The sequence below is a fragment of the Chitinophaga sp. 22620 genome, assembly GCF_052044405.1.
GTDB lineage: Bacteria > Bacteroidota > Bacteroidia > Chitinophagales > Chitinophagaceae > Chitinophaga.
Window position 1 is genome coordinate 1,578,699 of sequence record NZ_JBQEMV010000001.1, and the last position, 19,421, is coordinate 1,598,119.

Genomic DNA, 19,421 nt, shown 5'->3' on the forward strand with positions numbered 1-19,421 from the left:
CCATTTTTCTTTTTACCAAACCTAAAACCAATATCATGATCAAACGATGCTTACCAAAAACAGGAAAATTCCGGTTGGTTTTTTTCCTGTTGCTGTTCTGTTTGGTAGCCGCCGAATCAGGAGCACAGGTGGCAGATACCAGGAACAACGGCGCACAGGCACGCCAGTCGGGAATCAAGATCGTGGGAGTAATATCGAGCCAGCGGGGAGAACGGCTTCCGGGCGTTACCGTAAATGAAACGGGCACAAAAAATTTCGCACTGTCCGGCGAAACCGGCGAATTTGCCATACATGTGCTGAACCGCAACGCCCAGCTGACCTTCACTTTCATAGGATATAAATCCATCACCGTCCCTGTTGGAAAAAAAGATATTGTGGACGCCGTTTTGCAGGACAGCGTTACAGCCATGAATGAAGTGATCGTAGTGGGCTTTGGCACGCAAAAGAAAGCGTCCGTTGTAGGTGCGATCAGCACAGTGAAACCTTCGCAGCTCCAGCTAACGCCCAACCGGTCCATCAGCAACAACCTCGCGGGCATGGTGCCAGGTATTATCGCGGTACAGCGCAGCGGCGACCCCTGGTCCAGCAACTCCGATTTCTGGATCCGCGGCATCAGCACATTCGGAGGGAACTCCAGGCCGCTGGTGCTGGTAGATGGTGTGGAACGGAGCCTGAACGATATCGACCCGGAAGAAATAGAATCCTTTTCCGTACTGAAAGATGCGGCTGCCAGCGCCGTTTATGGCGTGCGCGGCGCCAACGGGGTGATCATGATCAACACCAAGCGCGGCAAAATGGGACCGCCGCAGGTCAGCGTGCGCTTTGAAAGGGCCACCACCTCGCTGACGCAGATCCCGGAGTATATCGGGGCGGTGAAGTACATAGAACTGATGAATGAGATCTACCAGGATGCGGGCAGGCCGGCTTTTAAACCGGATGATATCCTGCAGAAATACCGGGATCAGTCGGATCCCGAGCTGTACCCTGATGTGAACTGGTGGAAAACAGTGGCGAAAGAGAATGCCAGTAATATGCGGGCTAACCTGAACCTGAACGGCGGCAATAATTTTTTGCGGTACGCGCTGGAAATGGGCTACTTTAAGGAAGACGGCCTCATTCGCAGGGATACCAAACAGGCATGGGATTCTGAACTGAAAGTAGATCGTTACAACGTACGCTCCAACGTGGACCTGAACGTAACGCCCACCACAGTATTAAGGGTGAACCTGGGCGGTTACCTGCAAACCCGCAACGGCCCCCCCGGCGATGCCAATGAAACCAATTTCGGCATCTTCTACCAGGCCTCGCGCATTCCGCCATACGTGCACCCCGCCCAATACTCCAACGGGGCTTTGCCTCGTGTGGACTTCCGGGAAAACCCCTGGGCATGGGCCACACAAAGAGGGTATGAGCGCTGGAACATCTACCAGCTGCAATCCACCACAGCCATAGAACAGGATCTGAAAGGAATCACGCCCGGGTTAAAAGCCAAGCTGACCTTCGCCTTCGATAAGTTTTCCGGGAATTCGGTGAGAAGAAGCAAGGATCCGGATTATTACAAGCCCGCTACCGGGAGGAACCCCGATGGCAGCCTCGCTCTTGAAATACAGAGCCATGGCCAGCAGTACCTGGGTTTTGAAAGGAACAGCCAGTGGGGCGATCAGGCGGTTTACCTGGAAGGAATGGTGTCTTACGCCAAAGTGCTGAACGAGAAACATGATATCAATACCATGATGTTGTACAACCAAAGGAATTACGACCGGGGAGATAACCTGCCGTACAGGAACCAGGGCATTGCCGCGCGTTTTTCCTACACATACGGCAGGCGGTATATTGCCGAGTTTAATTTCGGTTACAACGGGTCTGAAAATTTTGAGCGCGGAAAACGGTTCGGGTTCTTCCCGGCGGCGGCTGTTGGCTGGGTGGTGTCTCAGGAAAAATTCATGCAGCCCATCAGGGATATCGTATCCAATTTAAAATTCAGGGGCTCCTGGGGTAAAGCGGGGAACAGTGTTTTAGGTCAGAATATGTGGGACAGGAGGTTTGCCTACATTTCTACCATTGCGGATTTTGGTTATTACCGCTGGGGGGTAGACAATGATATTTACCGCCTGGGAAGGGCGGAAGGCGACGTAGGCGTGCCGGGCTTAACCTGGGAAACGGTGACCAAACGGGACCTGGGGATGGAGCTTGGGCTTTTTAAAGGGGCCGTTAATTTGAATGTGGACCTCTTCTGGGAGAGCCGTAAGGACATCTTCATGCAGCGGAATAATATCCCCGGGTCCGCGGGCTTCCTGAGGCCGGTTTGGGCAAATTTTGGAAAGGTGGAAAACCAGGGCGTGGAACTCTCGCTGAACGTGGAGAAGAACTTTTCAAAAGACTGGTCGGTAACGGCGATGGCGAACTATACTTACGCACATAACAAAAGAACGGAGATCGACGAACCGCTGGCTGTGTTGGGCACCTACCGGTCCGCAACAGGCACGCCGGTTGGGCAGCTCTTCGGCCTGGTATCCCAGGGCCTGTTTTCCGAAGGAGATTTTGACGCAAACGGCCAGTTAAAACCGGGAATACCCAACCAGACGTTCAGCCAGGTGTTAAGGCCGGGCGACATCAGGTACCGCGACCTGAATGGAGACGGTGTCATCAATGAGCTGGACAAGACCGCCATAGGCGGCACGCGCATGCCGCAGGTCATTTACGGCTTCGGGGCAACCATCCGTTACAAACTCCTGGATATCGGGTTCTTTTTCCAGGGGGCGGGCAAAACCTGGCAGCTGCTGGGCGGAGAAAACTGGATGCCCGGAACGGCACTGGGCGCCACCGGCAATATTTACAGCAACATCGACGACCGCTGGACACCGAAAAACCCCAGCCAGGACGTGTTCTGGCCCAGGCTTACTTACGGGGTAAATTCCAATAACGAACAGGCTTCCACTTGGTGGCTGAAAGACATGAGCTTCCTGCGGCTGAAGAACCTGGAGGCGGGCTTTACAGTTCCGGAGAATTGGAGCAGGCGGATATCGATCAGCAACTTCAGGGTTTTCGCAAGGGCCACCAATATCCTGACGCTGGCGGACTTCAAATTATGGGATCCGGAACTGGAAACAACAGACGGGCTAAAATACCCGCTCACGAAATCTGTTTCCTTCGGTATCAATGTCAATTTTAAATGAGCCCTTCAATGCTGCGAAAATCTTCAATTAAATCATTCATGATGAAAAAGAATAAGATAGTGATCATGATAACAGCGCTGTTGCTGGTAACAACAGCCGGCTGTAAAAAATTCCTCGATAAAATGCCGGATGATCAGTTGACCATGGATGCGATCTTTAACGACAAGATCCGTACGGAAGACTGGCTGGCCGGCGTATATTCCGGCGTGCCCAGCCCGATATGGGGTTATTTCAAAGACCAGGGATTTAATATCATGGGCGATGATATGACCATTCCCGCCGAGTGGGCCCCTTTCGGTTGGAGGAATGTATATGCTTTTACCGTGGGCGACTGGAATCCCAGCTCAGCCTGGAACCCGTATTATTGGGTGGAGCTGCCCAAACGTATCCGTTCCGCGCTCATTTTCCAGCAGCAGGTGAAAGTACTTCCGGGAACGAGCGAAGCAGACGTGGAAAACATGAAGGCGCAAGCCCGCTTCCTGATCGCATATTATTATGCTTTGATGATCGAGCTGTACGGCCCAATTCCTTTTAAACCGGGTGTTATAGAGAGCGTGGATGCGCCGGCTTCTGAACTGATGATCACCCAGTCGCCTTACAGTGAGGTAGTGGATTGGGTTGACAAAGAACTAAAGGAGGTGGCGGGAAAATTACCTGCGGAATATGCCCCTGCTATCTACGGAAGCGCACACGACTGGGGAAAGGCCACTTCTATTATGTGCCTTGCCATCAGGGCAAGAACGCTGCTGTTTGCGGCAAGCCCGTTATTCAACGGCAACCCTGACCTGAAAGACTGGAAGAATAAAAACGGGGAAAGCATGTTTAACCCCACATACGACGCCAGTAAATGGAAACGCGCGGCAGATGCATGTAAAGAACTGATCGATGCCGCTGAGGCCGCGGGCTACAGGCTATATACAGAAAATAACGGTGATGGAACAATAGATCCTTTCATGTCGTATTACAATATGTCACTCAAAAAGTTTTCCGAAGGGAACAGGGAAATTATTTTCGGAAGGCCCGATAACCCGGATATGAATGGCTGGGAAGCGCATCACCTGCCCATCGGCATAGGCGGGAATGGCGGCCTCGGCGTTACCCAGGAACTTGTGGACGCATTTTATATGAAAAACGGCCTGCCGATAACAGATCCGGCCTCGGGTTATACGGAAAAGGGATTTGCGGCAACGGAAGAAAAAAGAAATACAAGATGGCCGGGTGGCGGTCCGGAAATAGGAACGGTCACACTGCCGGGCACTTTCAACATGTACTGCAACCGAGAGCCGCGGTTTTATGTATCGGTGATCTTTGACGGGGCATGGCTGGGTGTGGACAGGCGCAAAGCAGAGTTCGTCCAGGGCGGAAGGGATACAAGATTTTCGTTTGACGCACCACAAAACGGGTATAATGTACGGAAAAGGATCAGCCTCGATGTATTTCCCAGGGAGGGGAGGTTCAATTATCAACCCGGCATCCTGTACCGGCTGGCAGAGGCCTATCTCAGCTATGCCGAAGCGCTCAATGAATCAACGCCGGGCGATCCGGATGTGCTGAAATACCTGAATAAGGTCCGGGAAAGAGCCGGCATTCCGCCGGTCGCAGCCGGCCTGTCGCAGGATGAGATGCGTAAAATCATCAGGACAGAACGGAGGATCGAGTTTAATTGTGAAGGGCTGCGCTTTCATGACATCCGCCGCTGGAAAGCAGGAGAAGAATTTTTAAACAGAGGGCTTTATGGCATGAATTTCAGCGGCAACGAAAGAAGCGATGACCCCGCTAACGCCAAAGCTTTTTTTAAACGGACGTTCTATAAGAATAAGATATTTGTTAAGAAGATGTACCTGTGGCCGGTGCCCCAGGCGCAAATGGACATCAATCCCAACCTGGTGCAGGCGCCGGGGTATTGATGCCGGCTGCGGGCCAATGCGGGGAATCGTTGACCTGGGAAAAAGTATAAACCGGAAATTATGAACAACAACAAACGCGCACGGATGGCAACATCCGTGCGCAGGTATTTTCTGACAGCCGCACTGGCCGTCATGCAACTAAGCACCTTTGCGCAGACCAACGGCTGGATCCGCCGCGACAGTACGGTATGGGGCGCACGCAACGGCATGGTGGTAGGCTTATGGCCGGCCGCTATCGAAAACCTGAAAACAGGCGCCAATGGCGGGCCACGGGGATTGTTCCGGATCGGTTACGAATATATGGGCCTCGTTTACCACATCAACTACATAGCAGTAGAGCCGGTGGTGAACGGGAAGATCGAGTTCAGTGAAATTTCGCCTTCCGCCTCAGACGGGAAGTGGGGAAAGCTGATGTGGGTCAGCGATACGTTCAACACCGCCGATGCGGTGGGCATGTACGTGCAGATCGAAAAATTCGCCAACGGCGCGCATCCATACCTGAAGCTGAGCATTTTCAGGGACAGGCCGGAGGAGCTGTGCATCGAGGTGTTCCATCACCCGGACAGCGCGCCGATGGAACGCTGCGGCATTACGGCCACCATGGGCAATTATTCCCGGCTCAGGAAACTATACCTGAAAGATTCCGTCATTAACTCAAGGGTATTGTACGCGGGGTACGACGGAATAGATTTTATCGAAAAAGCGCCTTATGCCGCCGGCAGCATGCGCACCGGCAGGAGCGGCGATTTCATCGTAGCCGCCACGCCGGACGAATCATTTGCTGAGCTGGCTGCATGGCCGCAGCAGCCGGCGTACCTGTCGCGATGGAACTGGCGGTACCGGCCTTTTTATATGCTCACGCAATATTGGCGGAAAGAAAAGAGCGGCGCGGACGCCTCGTTGCAGGTGCGGGTGAATGGGCGGGCGAGGTATTGGAACGGTGGAGGCAGAGACCCTCAGCAGTATATCGCGATACCGGGCGGCCCTTCGTTCGAGAATTTTGAACTGCGCGAAAAGTATGTGCCTGGCCAGCGTTTTTATTTCGGACTAACCCGCAAAACAGCCGGAGAGCTGCTTTCCCTTTAGCGGGAAGGCAGCTCTGCTGCCGGCGCCGGCAGCGAATGCCGCCAGGCGTAATATAATACGACCGCAAAACATACCAGCGGCACCGCATAGGCCAGCTGCACATCGTAATAATATGCCATGGCGCCCAATCCCAGCGGCACCAGCGCGCCGCCTACAATAGACATGACGAGGAATGCCGAGGCGGTCTTTGTTTCGTTGCCCAGGTCCTTTATCGCCATCGAAAAGATAGTAGGGAACATGATAGACATAAAGAACTCCACCGCCAGCAGGAAATATACACCCGTTTTACCGCCCTGCAGTACGCAATATGCCAGTAACAGCACACAGGCGCCGCTGTAGATCATCAGCAGCAGGCGGGGAGATATTTTCCGCATCAGCAGCGTGCCCGCATAACGGCCCACCATAAAACAAAGCAGCAACATACCCAGGAAGGTAGTAGCCTCCGTTTCTGGCATGCCGGCGCTGAACCCCGCATACCGGATAAAAAAGCTTGAAATACATACCTGCGCCCCTACGTAAGCAAACTGCGCAATTACGCCCCAGCGGAAATGTATGTGGCGGAATACACGCAGGTTCAGGCTGAGGCTGCTGCCATGCTCTTCCTGCACTTTCGGGAAATGGGCCAGCCGGAAAATGAGGGCCACCACCAGCAGCGTGCCGGCGATCACGAGGTACGGCGCCTGCACAGACCTCGCTTCGCTCAGCAGGTAGTTATTCAGTGCTTCCGGGCTCATGGCGTTCAATTGGTCCGCGCTGTATTCTTTGCCGGAGAGGATCACTTTGCTCAGGAAAAACGCCGCCACAAAGGCGCCCAGCCCGTTGAAGGCCTGCGCAAAGTTGAGGCGCTGCACGGAAGTTTCTTTCGGCCCGATCACTGTAATGTAGGGATTGGCAGCTGTTTCAAGAAAGGTCATACCTGCCGCCACCAGGAATAACGCGAACAGGAACAGCCCGAAAGAGCGCAGCTCCGCAGCGGGAAAGAACAGCACGGCGCCGGCCGCCGCTATCAGCAGCCCCGTGATGATCCCCGTTTTGTAACTCCATTTCCGCATCACCCATGCCGCGGGCAGGGCAAAAAAGAAATAGCTCACCCAATACGCGGAATCAATGAAAGCGGATTGAAAATCATTCAGCTGGCAGGCTTTCCGCAGGTGCGGGATCAGCACGGGTATGAGGTTGCCGGTGAGCGCCCATAAAAAGAACAGGCTCACCACCAGCACAAAGGTCAGCTGCATGGCGCTGTTGCGCGGAGGCGTCAGCGTTTCGTTTTTCGTGAGAGGTGTGGAATTCATAACGGCGGTTTAATGCATGGTCTGTACGTTGTTGATCAGCGTGCCAATATGGTCGATGCTGATCTCTACCCGGTCATCGTCCTGCAGCGTAAAACTGTTTTCAGGTACCAGGCAGGTGCCCGTCATCAGGTAACAGCCGTCCGGGAAAGCGCATCCTCTGAAAAGATAGTCCACTAATTCCTGGTGGCTGCGCTTCATTTGGCTGATGGTCACACTGTCTGCATACTGCTGCGTTTCACCGCGGTAAATGGCCATGCGGATGAGGGTGTCCGGCGGAATGGGCGCATCCGTTACCAGCAGGCAGGGGCCCAGCCCGGCGCATTTTTCATATACTTTCGCCTGCGGCAGGTAGAGCGGGTTTTCGCCTTCAATGCTGCGCGAGCTCATATCGTTGCCCACGGTATATCCTTCAATGGTGCCATGGCTGCTTACAAAAAGCGTGAGCTCGGGTTCGGGTACATCCCAGGATGAATCTTCGCGGATGTACACCGTTTGCTGGTGGCCGGATACACGGTGCGGGGTGGCTTTGAAAAACAGCTCGGGCCTTTCCGCCACGTACACTTTGTCGTAGAACGTAGCGCCACCGGCATCTTCCGATTCTTCCATCCGCGCGGTGCGGCTGCGGAAGTAGGTGACGCCCGCCGCCCACACTTCCTGCGAAGCTATCGGCGCTTCAAGGCCACTGGCGATGATCTTTTCCGCGGCCGTTTTGTCCATGGGTGTTTTGCCGGCCAGGTCTGTCACAATCGACTGAAAAAGCCCTTTCCTGTTTACGAAACTGTTCCAGTCGGTCAGGAATGAATAGTATTGCTCCTGGTAAAAGGCAAGGAGCGCGCCCGGTGTTTTATAAATGCGGATGGTATTCATGCGGGGATCATTTTGTTTGGAGGAATTGTTGAACATCATTGATGGGCAATTGCCATAGCTGCGTTGCGAGCTTTTGCAGGGCTTCGCGGCTGCCTTCGAAATGCATGGTTACCTGCCGGTAGGTGAGGGATTCTCCGGGTTTCAGCGCCCGCGCCTCCGACGAAGATTCTACTTCATAGAACGGCCCCATCTGTGAGCCGTCTGCCAGCGGACCGTCGTTGTAGCAGTTTACCGCATCGCCTTTGAAAGGCTCTTTCTGCAATTCCCATTTGGAGTTCACATAACGGCCATCCGGCACTACGTCGTAGAACAGCACAGTGAGGGTATTGTTGTCCAGGTCTATGCTGCCCGCGCCGGATTTGGCTACCTGCGGCGAGAGGCCCAGTTTTCCGCGGGCCTTGCCGTCTGCGCGGAACAGCAACAGGCTGTCTTTTACCAGCAGGTTACCGGGAGGGATCTTGCCGAAATAATCGTCCGTAATATGTTTGCGCGCTTCAGGGATATTTTTGAACGGGGCTATCACGGCCGTCTGTGGTGATGGTTTGAACATACCGAGCAGCCAGATGCTGAGCAGGCCGTGCTCTTCCTGCCATGCACTGTCGCCGGTATTGGTCAGTACGTTTTCCGTTTCGTACGCCACGCTTTTAATGCCTTCCGGCAGCGTAGTGTTGATGCGGGATGCAATTGCCGCGTTGTTCAGCAGGCGGATGGTGCGGGTAATGCCGAGCCTGAAGGTGGTGCCGGAATAGTTCTGTACGCTGCCGGCGTAGCGGTAAGTGACTTCGCCTGCGGATTGGGAATGCACGGCGTAATGTGCCGTGTCTATCAGCCCCGGCGTCTGCCAGTTGTCAAAATCGAAAGGTTTGCCGGGAGGGAAGAAAAGAGAATATTGTCCGCCTTCCGGGCCGAGCCAGAACCGTTCTTCGCCGCCGAATGCATTGATATGAGGGCCGAGCTTGCCCGATGCGATGAGGTTGTAGTTGAGCCAGCCAAAGCTTTTACCGGCGTTGCCACCGGCGGTGCTGGTCATTACGCGCGCCTGGTAATCGCCGGTCACCACCACACGGCTGCTGTCCTGGCTGCTTTGCAACACCACCACGTTCTGCAGGTGTTGTTGCAGGAAGGCCACGTCTTCGCCGAAATTGCCCGGCGGCGTGTCCTTTTTTTCCGCCGCTTCATTACAACCGATGGTGACGGCCAGGAGGCAGCCTGCAAGGATGTTCAATTTCATAACTAAGGAATTAATGTGGTATAAATTATTGATGTTTTAAAGGGATACGCCTCTTTTCCACGGAATGAAATCATCCTGCTCTAGCAACTGCGCTTTGGCCGTGTACCCGCCGCCTGCCGTGTCTATCACCAGTTCCATAATGCGGGCGGCTACTTCGTCGATGGATTCTTCTCCGCTGATAATGCTGCCGGTGTCCAGGTCGATGATGTCGCTCATTTTGCCGGCGAGCTTGCTGTTGGTGGATAGTTTGAGCACAGGCGTTACAGGATTGCCGGTAGGGGTGCCGAGCCCGGTGGTGAACAGCACGATGTTGGCGCCCGCGCCTACTTCGGCGGTGGTGGACTCTACATCGCTGCCGGGGGTGCACAGCAGCGCCAGGCCGGGTCGTGTTACGCGGCCGGGATAATCGATCACATCCGTTACCGGCGATGAGCCGCCTTTTTTTGCGGCGCCCGCTGATTTGATGGCGTCTGTGATAAGCCCGTCCCGGATGTTGCCTGCGGAAGGATTAGAATCAAACCCTGAACCGACGGCTTCGGCGCGGGCCGCGTATTCGCGCATCAGCTGCGTATAACGGCCGGCCAGCGTTGTATCCACGCAGCGGTCGCTCAGTTCCTGCTCCACGCCGCACAGCTCGGGGAATTCGGAGAGGATAACAGACCCGCCGAGTGCCACTACTATATCCGCCACCCGGCCCACGGCGGGGTTGGCGGATATACCGGAGAAACCGTCGGATCCGCCACATTCCATGCCGATGATCAGTTTGCTCAGCGGCGCGGGCGCGCGCTGTTGTTCGTTGGCTTTGGCGAGGCCGTCGAAGGTGCGTTGCAATGCCTGTTCCATCAGGTCTTTTTCAGTGCCGACCTGTTGCTGTTCAAGGCAGATCACGGGCCTGTCGAAGCCGGGCACTCTTTTTTCTATTTCTTCCTGCAGCATGGCCAGCTGTGCATTCTGGCAACCGAGGCTGAGCACGGTGGCGCCCGCCACATTGGGATGGGTGATGTACCCCGCCAGCAAGCCGCAGAGCGTGCGCGCGTCGTCTTTGGTGCCGCCGCAGCCCAGGGTGTGGCTCAGCAGTTTTATGCCGTCGATATTGGGGAAAGTACGCCCCTTTTCAGGTGGCGCCTGTTGCCGGGCGGCGGTTTGATGCAGCAGCCCGCGCAAAATGGTTTCGTAAGGGTTGGGTTTGGCGTAGCCCAGTTCTTTTACCAGCACGTTGTGCAGCGTTTGTACGTTACGGTTTTCGCAGAACACCATGGGGATGATCACCCAGTAATTACCGGTGCCCACGCGCCCGTCCGCCCGGTGATAACCCATGAACGTGCGGCTGGCCCACTCCGAAACATCGGGTCGCTCCCATTGGGTATGCCGTTCTTCTTTCACGGCAAAACTGCCGGAGGCATGGCGGATGTTTTTGGTGGTGACCAGTTCGCCCGCCGGCAGGTCTTCGTTGGCAAGCCCCACCAGCACGCCGTACATGATAACGGGGCCGTTTTTGGGAATGAATTCACTGGTCAGCTTATGTTTGGCCGCTACGTCGCGAACGGCGGTGATACCGGCTATCGTGGTGCCAGCCGGCAGGTCTTGCAAGGCTGCCCACACATTGTCTTTAGGATGTATCTGAAGTATCTGTTGACGCATATGCATGGAGTTGGAATAGTTATTTCAGTGCCCGGTCCAGGTGCACATACCCGCCGTCTACATGTATCAGCTGGCCGGTGGTGTGGCTGGATTTGGACGATAGCAGGAAAGCGGCGGTTTGCGCGATCTCTTCGGGCGTCGTCATCCGTTTTTCCAGCGGTATACCGGCGAGTATGCCGGCCAGCTTGCTTTCCTTATCTTCAAAGGTATTGATCCAGCTTTCATAAAGCGGTGTCCAGGATTCGGCTACCACAATGGCGTTCACGCGGATGCTGTACGGCAGCAGTTCCACGGCCCATTCCCGGGTAAGGGCGTTACGGCCCCCATTGGCCGCGGCATATGCGGAGGTATTGCCCTGCCCGGTTTCCGCGGTTTTGGAGCTGATGTTGACAATAGCGCCTTTGCTTTTTTTCAGAAAGGGCACCGCATGGTGTGCGATGAGGTAATAATGCACAAGGTTCCGGTGCAGCGACAGCATAAATTTTTCATACCCGCCGCTTTCCAGTCCCACACCATCGTTGATGCCGGCATTGTTGACCAGCCCGTCTATCCTGCCAAACCGCTCCGCAATGGCCTTTACCGCGTCGCTGCATGCATCGGGCTCCGTAAGCTCGGCAGTTACCTGCCACCCTTTGCCGCCGCTTTGTTCGATATGGGCCAGGTGCCGGAGGTTGTCGCTTTCACTCCTGCCAATAATAACGGGGAAGGCGCCTTCCCCGGCCAATACTGCCGAAATAGCCGCCCCAATGCCTTTGGCGCCTCCTGTCACGATGATGATCTTGTCTTTTAAACCCAGGTCCATATGTTATGTTGTGTTTGAGGATATAGCGGTGAACAGAATGTGTTATGACAGTGCATCTTTCGAGAACTGCCCGTTTATCAGCCGCCAGATGTTCAGCGGGTTGCTGTTTTGCAGCTCAGGAGGAAGCAGGTATGCGGGGAAGTCCTGGTAACATACCGGCCTGCAGAAGCGGTAAATGGCGGCGGTGCCCACCGAGGTGCCGGCCGCGGGTGTAGTGGCCGGCCAGGGGCCGCCGTGAACCATGGCATGATTAACGGCCACGCCTGTGGGAAAGCCGTTGATCACGATCCTGCCGGCTTTTTCGCGGAGGATGTCCACCAGTTCTGCGTGTTGCCGGAGATCTTCTTCCGTACCGTGGATGGTAGCCGTGAGCTGCCCTTCCAGCGCCGCGGCGAGACGGTATAGTTCTTCCGGACTGTCTGCCCGGATGTGCAGGGAAGACGGGCCGAACACTTCATGGCAAAGCGCCGGATCGGCGAGCGCCTGTTGCACGCTCACCTGCAAAAGGGCAGGGGCTGCCTGGTGGCTGGCTGCCTGCGCTTTGCCCAATACCCGGGCGCCGGCATGTTGCAGTTGGCCCAGGCCTTTGTTGTAAGCTTCGAGTATGCCCGGCGTCAGCATGCAGCCTGCGGGCAGCGCTGCAATGTTCTTTTGCAGCGTTTCCATAAAAGCGTCGTTTCCCGCCTGCGTTACGAACAACCCTGGATTCGTGCAGAACTGTCCTGTGCCCATGGTGAGCGATTGCAGGAATTGGGTGGCCAGTGTTTCTCCTTTTTCCTGTAAAATGCCCGGCAGGAAAAATACGGGATTGACGCTGCCCATTTCCGCAAACACGGGGATCGGAACAGTTCTTCGTGTAGCCGTGTCGTATAGTGCCTTACCGCCCCTGAAAGAGCCGGTGAACGCGATGGCGGAAAGTAATGGATGAACGGCCAGCTGCTGGCCTGTTGCAATGGTGGCGCCATGCAACAGGGAAAATACACCATCGGGCATGCCGGTTTTTTGTGCGGCGGTGCGGATGGCGCCGGCCACGAGATGCGATGTATGGGGGTGTGCGGGATGTGCTTTGCATACAACGGTGCAGCCTGCCGCCAATGCGGCGGCGGTGTCGCCACCGGCCACAGAGAAAGCCAGGGGAAAATTACTGGCGCCGAAAACGCCGATAACACCCAATGGCAGCTGCATCTGGCGTACGTCCGGGGTGCCGTTGTCTATCCGTGCGTTTACCCAGGAGCCTTCCGTGATGAGTTCCGCAAAAAGCCGGAGCTGCCCGGTGGTGCGGTCGCGCTCGCCCTGCAGGCGTGTGAGGGGCAGCCCGCTTTCAGCGGAAGCGGTGTTGATCAGTTCGTCGCCGAGCGCAACAATGCCATCCGCAATGGCGCGCAGGAAAGCGGCGCGTTGTGAGGCGGCTGTTTTTTTATAGGTGCTGAAGGCTGTTGCCGCCAGCGTTACCGCGCGGTCAATTTCTTCCGCCGTTGCTTCCCGGAATGGTTGCGGGATCCATTCCTGTTGTTGTGGATTGAACGCCTGGAAGGTTTGTGTTCCTTCGGCGCTGTCCGTATTGCCTATGAGTTGAGATCCTGGCCCGTGCATGATTTGTTTTTTTGATGGTATGGTACCGTTGGAGGTTTAGTTGACTTCCAGATCGTTCTTGGACGGGAGTTGCGGGAACGGTGCGTGCGGCTCGCGCTGGTACCAGAATACCACGCTGCTGATGTCCGACTGTTGGGGCAGGTAACGCCCGCCGCTGCGCCAGCCAAGGTCCTGGATCGTGATCTTCAGCTCTTTTTCAAAACGCACGGGGTCTGTGATGTGCCAGCGGTAAAGGCCGAACCGTTGCTGGGATTTATACAGACCGTCAGGCCGTATCACCTGGTGCAGGCCGGTATAAGGCGTGGAAAATTCCTGGTACTTGCCTTTGGTGTCGAAGTTGTAAGAACCGCAGAAATAGTCTTCCGTACCGGTGCCGCAGATGGTCGGGAATTTCGTATCGCCGTCCATAAAGAACTTGATCTCGCCTTCGCCCCACCAGCCGTTGTTGTTCACGCCCCAGGCCATGTAAGTGCCTACGTACTGGCCTTTGCCCTTGATGCCGTCTACCATGGTAAATTCGGCGCCTTTCACCGGGTTGTTGCGGCGGAACTGTGCGTGGAAGTAGGCGGCGTCATCCGGAACTTCCGTCAGCGTATAATCCACCTGGTAGTACAGCGTCATGCGTTCGGTATTGATGTTTTCCATCGTGATCCTGCATTTTTTCCGGAAGGGCATCGTCCAGTAGCAGTTGAAAGCACTGCCGGGGTTGACGGTGATGGCGAGCGAGTTCATTTGTGCGTATTCGCCCCAGGCCATGCCGAAAAAGTCGCCCACCGGCACTTCTACCGAAGGCGTGGTTTCATCGTCCCAGTAAAAACGGAGAATGGAATAACGCCAGTTGCCGGTAGGGGTCATCCAGATGTGCTGAATGGCGCCGGAGCCGTTTATTTCCGCGAGGGTGAATGTTTTTCCGGGTTCAATGTGGATGTAGGGATTTACTTTCCAGCCCTGGCCGAGGTCTCTTGCAGCGTTTTTGGCGTTGCCCTGTTCGAGGGTGGCCATGCCGCCTTTGCCGGGCTCGCCGGTGAAATTTTCCGGGCTGATGGAGCGGGTCTTGGCGTCGGACAGGCGGTAAAGATTACCCATGTTCATGTCCAGCCCGTTGAAGCTTTTCTGGGCGAGCGCGGCCCCGCTGATACAGGCGGCCAGTGAGATCAGGAGCAGTTTTTTCATACGTTGATAATTTATGGTATAATGTTGCTTTATCGTTTAAGCATATTGTGATTTCGGTGGTTGTTATGGCACGTGGTCTTTTTAATTCTTTTTCTATTTATGATGATGTGGGTGTTGGTACCTGCGCTTTTAGCGGCGGCGGCTAGACTGCCTGATCACCAGCTCCGCGTCTATACAAACGTTCTCCGGTTTTTTCTCCCCGTTCCCGATATGTTCCAGCAACACGCGCACGGCGGCATTCCCCATTTCCAGTATAGGCTGGCGGATGAAGGTGATGGGGGAATGATAGAGGTCAAACGCCTCACTTTCGTCAAAGCTCACCACGGCCAGTTCTTCCGGTACCTTTATGCCCAGCTCGTTGATATATTTTAATCCTTCAATGGCAAGACTGTTGGTGGCAAAAAAAACGGCGTCCGCCGGTTTGCGGCCCCGCAGCAGCTGGTCCAGCGCCTGCCTTGTTTCCTCCCTGATATGGGAGTACCGCGCCAGCTTCATCATGCTGCTCTGCCCGTTATCCGCCAGGGCCTCTGTGTAGCCGCGTTTGCGTTCATTAATATGGTACAGCGCCGTTTTATACGCGATCATGCCGATGCGCTGATGCCCTGTTTTGACCAGGTGGCTGATGGCGCTATACGAAGCCTGGAAATTATTGATGCCGATCTGGCTCACGGGGATCTGCGGAAAATACCGGTCGATCAGCACAAATGGCACGGGCTGTTTTCTGAGTTGTTTGATCTGCTGCTCCGATCCCTCGGTGGGAATAAGGATGAGCCCGTCCACCTGGCGGTTCAGCAGCACGTTGATGAGGTCGCCGGACTTGTCCAGGTTCTCATCCGAGCTGCCAAAGATCACGGTATAGTTATTCCGTTTGGCTTCATCTTCAATGGTACGGGCAATATTGCCGAAAAAGGGGTTGGAAATGTCCGCCACGATCAGCCCTATGGTATACGAGCGGCCGCTTTTCAGGCTGCGCGCAATATGATTGGGCTGATAATTCAGTTTCTGCGCTATTTTCCGGATCTTTTTTGCCATTTCCTGGCCCACCCTCGCTTTCTCTTCCTTGTTGGTGAGTACGTAAGATACAAGCGCCGTAGACACACCGGCCTCCTGTGCTATATCTTTCAGCGAGGTCTTTTTCTTCATAAGGATAAAAATATGCTTAAACGTTTAAGTAAACAAGTTTTTGCCGAAAAAAAATTTGCGGACGGGGCGGGGTGAATGCCGTTTATTGGTGATCGAAGATGTCCCGTTTGAGAAATTGCAGACAGCCATATTCAGGATCGGCGGATAATAGTCCCCCAAGCTGGCACAAATTATGAGTGTTGAAGCCTGTCAATAAGCTTCCCCATCATCAAACAGCAGAAAGATGAACGCAAATCAATCACCATGGTGGCAAACAGGCATCATTTACCAGATATACCCGAGGTCGTTCCAGGACAGCAACGGCGACGGCATCGGCGATCTCAAGGGCATCCTGCAACGGCTGGACCATCTACAGTGGCTGGGGATCGACGCCATCTGGCTTTCTCCCGTTTTCCCTTCTCCCATGGCGGACTTTGGTTACGACGTCAGCGATTACATTAATATACATCCGCTCTTCGGCAGCCTGGAAGATCTTGAAGAGTTGCTGCATGCGGTGCATGCGCGGGGAATGAAGCTGCTGCTGGACCTTGTGCCCAACCACACTTCGCACCTGCATCCCTGGTTCCTCGAATCCCGCTCCGGCAGGGATAATCCTAAACGCAACTGGTACATCTGGCGCGATGCGGGGCCGGACGGGCAGCCGCCTAACAACTGGCTGAGCGTGTTCGATGGCAGCGCCTGGGAATGGGATGAGCAAACGCAGCAATTTTATTACCACGCCTTCCTGAAAGAACAACCGGACCTCAACTGGCGGAACCCGGAAGTGCAGGAAGCGATGTTCAATGTTATGCGGTTCTGGCTGAATAAAGGTGTGGACGGGTTCAGGGTGGATGTGCTCTGGTTCATTTTTAAAGATGAACAATTAAGGAATAATCCGCCCAATCCAGATTACGCGCAGCACATGCCTACCTACGACCAGCTATTGCCGGTGTATTCCACAGACCAGCCTGAGGTGCAGGAAATAACCCGCAGGATGCGTGGCGTGATGGAAGAATACACGGGAGACCGGGTGCTGATCGCGGAAGTGTATCTTCCTATCAAGGAACTGATGGTGTATTACGGCGCAGATAACAAGGGGGCTCACCTGCCTTTCAATTTCCTGCTGCTTTCGCTGCCCTGGGATGCATTGCAGATCGCTACTACTATTGATCACTACGAAGGCGCGCTGCCTGCGCAAAGCTGGCCCAACTGGGTGCTCAGCAACCACGACCGGCCGCGCATAGCCAGCCGCGTGGGAGCCCAGCAGGCCGGGGTAGCCGCCATGCTGCTGCTTACTTTGCGGGGCACGCCCACCATTTATTATGGCGATGAGATCGGTATGCGGGATGTGGCCATTCCTTTCGAAGAAATACAGGACCCGCAGGGCCTCAACATGCCGGACAAAAACCTGAGCCGCGATCCGGCGCGCACGCCCATGCAATGGGACGGCAGCCACAACGCAGGTTTCAGCGCCAGCCGGCCATGGTTAAGGGTTGATGCTGGCTATCCCCGCAGGAACGTTCAGCTGCAGAAAGAATACCCCTGGTCCATGCTGAACCTTTACCAGCGCCTGATAGCCCTGCGGAGGCAGGAGCCCTCGCTGCATGAGGGGCACTATAAATCTGTGTACGCGGATAACCAGCTGCTGGCGTTTACCCGGCACCGGGAAGGCAGCCCTTCTTTCCTGGTGGTGCTTAACCTGACGCACCGGCCGGCGTATTTCAGGCCGGAGCATTTCCCTTTCAGCGGAACGGTGGAAATTTCCGTGTCGCGGGAAGGGGAAGGCAGCAAAGTGTCCGGCATCATCAGCCTGAATGGGGATGAAGGGCTGCTGATCCGGCTTGACTGATATCTGGCCTGTAAATAAAAAAGGCCGGGCGAATGCCGGCCTTTTTTATTTACAATGGGATAACATACTACGGTTAATTCCAATCGTCTTTCACCCCATTTTTCAAATTAGCATTGTAGTCTTTTTCTGAAGAAGGGATAGGAAGCAGCACATGCCTGGGCAATATCGTTTCCTGCATTCCTTCCGCTTTTCTTTCGCTGTTAACTGTTTGAACGTATTTGCCCCACCTGATCAGGTCGAAATACCTGGATTGCTCCCCGGTGAGTTCCAGCTTTCTTTCCAGCTCTATTTTCGCCATGGCTGCGTTCTTATCACCGAGCGCAGTATACAGCGGGGCGCCGGCCCTCGTTCTTACCCTGTTGATAAGACCGAGCGGAACGTCGCCGGTATTCCCTTGCTGGATATAGGCTTCAGCCAGCATCAGCAGTACATCGGCGTAACGGATGACCTGCCCGTTCACCCCGGTCATAAAAGGCACTGGTCCTGCAAAGGCGAAATTCAAACCATATTTCCGCAGTTGATACCCTTTGGCGGCGAACGGGAAAGCGATGGGAGTGGCCGTTTTCTCTGCATAATGCGTAGCGCCGGCGCTCGTTGCATCACCGTAGAACGTAACTTTTCCCCTCGGGTCTTTGTATAAAGTATCCATTCCCGGCCAGCTATATTTAAAAGTATTCGCGGCGGCTGTGGTGAGTGCTGTATTATTCCAGCCAAGGAAATCATATTCTTCCGCACGAATGCTCATACTCACTTTCCCCGCCGATTCCGCGCCGCCGAAAACATGCGACCAGCCGTTGCCGGCTGCGTAATCGTTCGGGTTCCACGTCCGGTTCATTACCTGGAATATGGTTTCTTTATTGGCTGAATGAGCGGCCACGTCATCAAAAAGGAAATCCCATTCTGCCATAGGCAGCAAGTCATAGGTATAGGGGGCTTTTGTAAGCAGGTCTAAAGTGCTTTGTGCATCGGACCATTTTTTCTGGTACAGATATACCTTGCCGAGCAAGGCCACAGCCGCGCCTTTGGTGGCGCGCCCGAGGTCTTTGTCGCCATACGTTACCGGCAATATGGCGATGGCGTCCTTAAGGTCGCTTTCCGCTGCGGCCCATAATGTTGCAACGGGGGCGCGGCCGGGGAATTCATCCTGGTAGCTTGCCATACCCTGCCGCAACGGAGCGTCTCCCCAAAGCATGGCGATATGGTAGCGTGCGTACGACCGGAGGAATTTAGCTTCGGCGATATTCCTTGCCAACACTGCCCTGGTGGCCGAATCGCTTGCTGCGGCCAATACTACGGCTCCCCTGTCTTCAACGAGGTTAGCCCGCGCTATCATGCGGTATAGCGCCGCCCACAGCAGCGACACCTCGGTATGGGTTGAATTATGCGCCCAGTTGGCCAGCTGCAGGTAGCTGCCCAGTAAGTTGGGGCCCTGTTTTACATCAAACCCGAGAAAGTCAAAATTGTAGTAGTATTCGCGCGGCCACATGCCCGTATTGTTTAACACTACGTATGTTGCATTGGTGGCCTGCTGTATGGAAGAAGGCGTGGTAAAGTATTCGGTGTAATTATACTGGGATTCGTTCTCTACGATCAGCAGGTCCTTGTTGCAGGAAAGGGCAGACATGCCGATGATGGCCAGTAATATTGTGTTTATCTTTTTCATCGTCTCTCTTTTTTTAAGA

General features: G+C 54.8%; 13 protein-coding genes. 4 read left to right on the forward strand and 9 right to left on the reverse strand.

What is annotated here, in order from left to right; all coding sequences use genetic code 11:
- Nucleotides 1-35 precede the first annotated feature (35 nt).
- From ACTJIK_RS06665 to ACTJIK_RS06675, 3 genes are read left to right on the forward strand one after another with little or no spacing between them, the layout of a single operon-like run.
- Complete coding sequence (locus ACTJIK_RS06665) at nucleotides 36-3,176, forward strand: SusC/RagA family TonB-linked outer membrane protein (RefSeq protein ID WP_440645577.1); 3,141 nt, start codon at nucleotides 36-38, stop codon at nucleotides 3,174-3,176.
- Between the two features lie 38 nt (nucleotides 3,177-3,214).
- Nucleotides 3,215-5,083: a RagB/SusD family nutrient uptake outer membrane protein gene (locus ACTJIK_RS06670; RefSeq protein WP_440645578.1), complete on the forward strand. Its 1,869-nt coding sequence runs from the start codon at nucleotides 3,215-3,217 to the stop codon at nucleotides 5,081-5,083.
- A 60-nt stretch (nucleotides 5,084-5,143) separates the two neighbouring features.
- Complete coding sequence (locus ACTJIK_RS06675; protein WP_440645579.1) at nucleotides 5,144-6,169, forward strand: hypothetical protein; 1,026 nt, start codon at nucleotides 5,144-5,146, stop codon at nucleotides 6,167-6,169.
- Here the strand turns inward: ACTJIK_RS06675 and fucP are convergent.
- The 8 genes from fucP to ACTJIK_RS06715 all read right to left on the reverse strand — a co-directional run bounded on the left by fucP (nucleotide 6,166) and on the right by ACTJIK_RS06715 (nucleotide 15,911).
- Complete coding sequence (gene fucP / locus ACTJIK_RS06680) at nucleotides 6,166-7,461, reverse strand: L-fucose:H+ symporter permease (protein ID WP_440645580.1); 1,296 nt, start codon at nucleotides 7,459-7,461, stop codon at nucleotides 6,166-6,168. The genes ACTJIK_RS06675 and fucP overlap by 4 nt on opposite strands.
- A gap of 9 nt (nucleotides 7,462-7,470) precedes the next feature.
- Entirely contained in the window at nucleotides 7,471-8,328 is an 858-nt protein-coding gene (locus tag ACTJIK_RS06685) for a fumarylacetoacetate hydrolase family protein (RefSeq protein ID WP_440645581.1), read from the reverse strand.
- 7 nt (nucleotides 8,329-8,335) lie between these two features.
- Nucleotides 8,336-9,559 carry a DUF6786 family protein gene (locus tag ACTJIK_RS06690; RefSeq protein WP_440645582.1) on the reverse strand — a complete coding sequence of 408 codons (1,224 nt, stop codon included), beginning with the start codon at nucleotides 9,557-9,559 and terminating at the stop codon, nucleotides 8,336-8,338.
- 36 nt (nucleotides 9,560-9,595) lie between these two features.
- Nucleotides 9,596-11,200, reverse strand: coding sequence for a UxaA family hydrolase (locus ACTJIK_RS06695; protein WP_440645583.1), 1,605 nt, complete (start codon nucleotides 11,198-11,200; stop codon nucleotides 9,596-9,598).
- A gap of 19 nt (nucleotides 11,201-11,219) precedes the next feature.
- A complete protein-coding gene (locus ACTJIK_RS06700; RefSeq protein WP_440645584.1) occupies nucleotides 11,220-12,002 on the reverse strand; it encodes an SDR family oxidoreductase in 783 nt (260 codons plus the stop codon).
- A 42-nt stretch (nucleotides 12,003-12,044) separates the two neighbouring features.
- The gene (locus ACTJIK_RS06705; RefSeq protein ID WP_440645585.1) at nucleotides 12,045-13,595 is read right to left on the reverse strand and encodes an aldehyde dehydrogenase (NADP(+)); all 1,551 of its coding nucleotides are present in this window, start codon (nucleotides 13,593-13,595) and stop codon (nucleotides 12,045-12,047) included.
- 36 nt (nucleotides 13,596-13,631) lie between these two features.
- Entirely contained in the window at nucleotides 13,632-14,768 is a 1,137-nt protein-coding gene (locus ACTJIK_RS06710) for a glycoside hydrolase family 172 protein (protein ID WP_440645586.1), read from the reverse strand.
- A 129-nt stretch (nucleotides 14,769-14,897) separates the two neighbouring features.
- Nucleotides 14,898-15,911: a LacI family DNA-binding transcriptional regulator gene (locus tag ACTJIK_RS06715; protein ID WP_440645587.1), complete on the reverse strand. Its 1,014-nt coding sequence runs from the start codon at nucleotides 15,909-15,911 to the stop codon at nucleotides 14,898-14,900.
- A gap of 223 nt (nucleotides 15,912-16,134) precedes the next feature.
- On the opposite strand from ACTJIK_RS06715, the gene ACTJIK_RS06720 reads away from it, so the two are divergent.
- Nucleotides 16,135-17,739: an alpha-amylase family glycosyl hydrolase gene (locus ACTJIK_RS06720; protein WP_440645588.1), complete on the forward strand. Its 1,605-nt coding sequence runs from the start codon at nucleotides 16,135-16,137 to the stop codon at nucleotides 17,737-17,739.
- Between the two features lie 73 nt (nucleotides 17,740-17,812).
- Here the strand turns inward: ACTJIK_RS06720 and ACTJIK_RS06725 are convergent, their stop codons facing one another.
- Complete coding sequence (locus ACTJIK_RS06725) at nucleotides 17,813-19,402, reverse strand: RagB/SusD family nutrient uptake outer membrane protein (protein WP_440645589.1); 1,590 nt, start codon at nucleotides 19,400-19,402, stop codon at nucleotides 17,813-17,815.
- Nucleotides 19,403-19,421 lie beyond the last annotated feature (19 nt).

What these genes read in the sequence shown, in the direction of transcription:
- ACTJIK_RS06665 (WP_440645577.1), top strand. Translation starts at nt 36, where the DNA reads ATGATCAAACGATGCTTACCAAAAACAGGAAAATTCCGGTTGGTTTTT.
- ACTJIK_RS06670 (WP_440645578.1), top strand. Translation starts at nt 3,215, where the DNA reads ATGATGAAAAAGAATAAGATAGTGATCATGATAACAGCGCTGTTGCTG.
- ACTJIK_RS06675 (WP_440645579.1), top strand. Translation starts at nt 5,144, where the DNA reads ATGAACAACAACAAACGCGCACGGATGGCAACATCCGTGCGCAGGTAT.
- fucP (WP_440645580.1), bottom strand. Translation starts at nt 7,461, where the DNA reads ATGAATTCCACACCTCTCACGAAAAACGAAACGCTGACGCCTCCGCGC.
- ACTJIK_RS06685 (WP_440645581.1), bottom strand. Translation starts at nt 8,328, where the DNA reads ATGAATACCATCCGCATTTATAAAACACCGGGCGCGCTCCTTGCCTTT.
- ACTJIK_RS06690 (WP_440645582.1), bottom strand. Translation starts at nt 9,559, where the DNA reads ATGAAATTGAACATCCTTGCAGGCTGCCTCCTGGCCGTCACCATCGGT.
- ACTJIK_RS06695 (WP_440645583.1), bottom strand. Translation starts at nt 11,200, where the DNA reads ATGCGTCAACAGATACTTCAGATACATCCTAAAGACAATGTGTGGGCA.
- ACTJIK_RS06700 (WP_440645584.1), bottom strand. Translation starts at nt 12,002, where the DNA reads ATGGACCTGGGTTTAAAAGACAAGATCATCATCGTGACAGGAGGCGCC.
- ACTJIK_RS06705 (WP_440645585.1), bottom strand. Translation starts at nt 13,595, where the DNA reads ATGCACGGGCCAGGATCTCAACTCATAGGCAATACGGACAGCGCCGAA.
- ACTJIK_RS06710 (WP_440645586.1), bottom strand. Translation starts at nt 14,768, where the DNA reads ATGAAAAAACTGCTCCTGATCTCACTGGCCGCCTGTATCAGCGGGGCC.
- ACTJIK_RS06715 (WP_440645587.1), bottom strand. Translation starts at nt 15,911, where the DNA reads ATGAAGAAAAAGACCTCGCTGAAAGATATAGCACAGGAGGCCGGTGTG.
- ACTJIK_RS06720 (WP_440645588.1), top strand. Translation starts at nt 16,135, where the DNA reads ATGAACGCAAATCAATCACCATGGTGGCAAACAGGCATCATTTACCAG.
- ACTJIK_RS06725 (WP_440645589.1), bottom strand. Translation starts at nt 19,402, where the DNA reads ATGAAAAAGATAAACACAATATTACTGGCCATCATCGGCATGTCTGCC.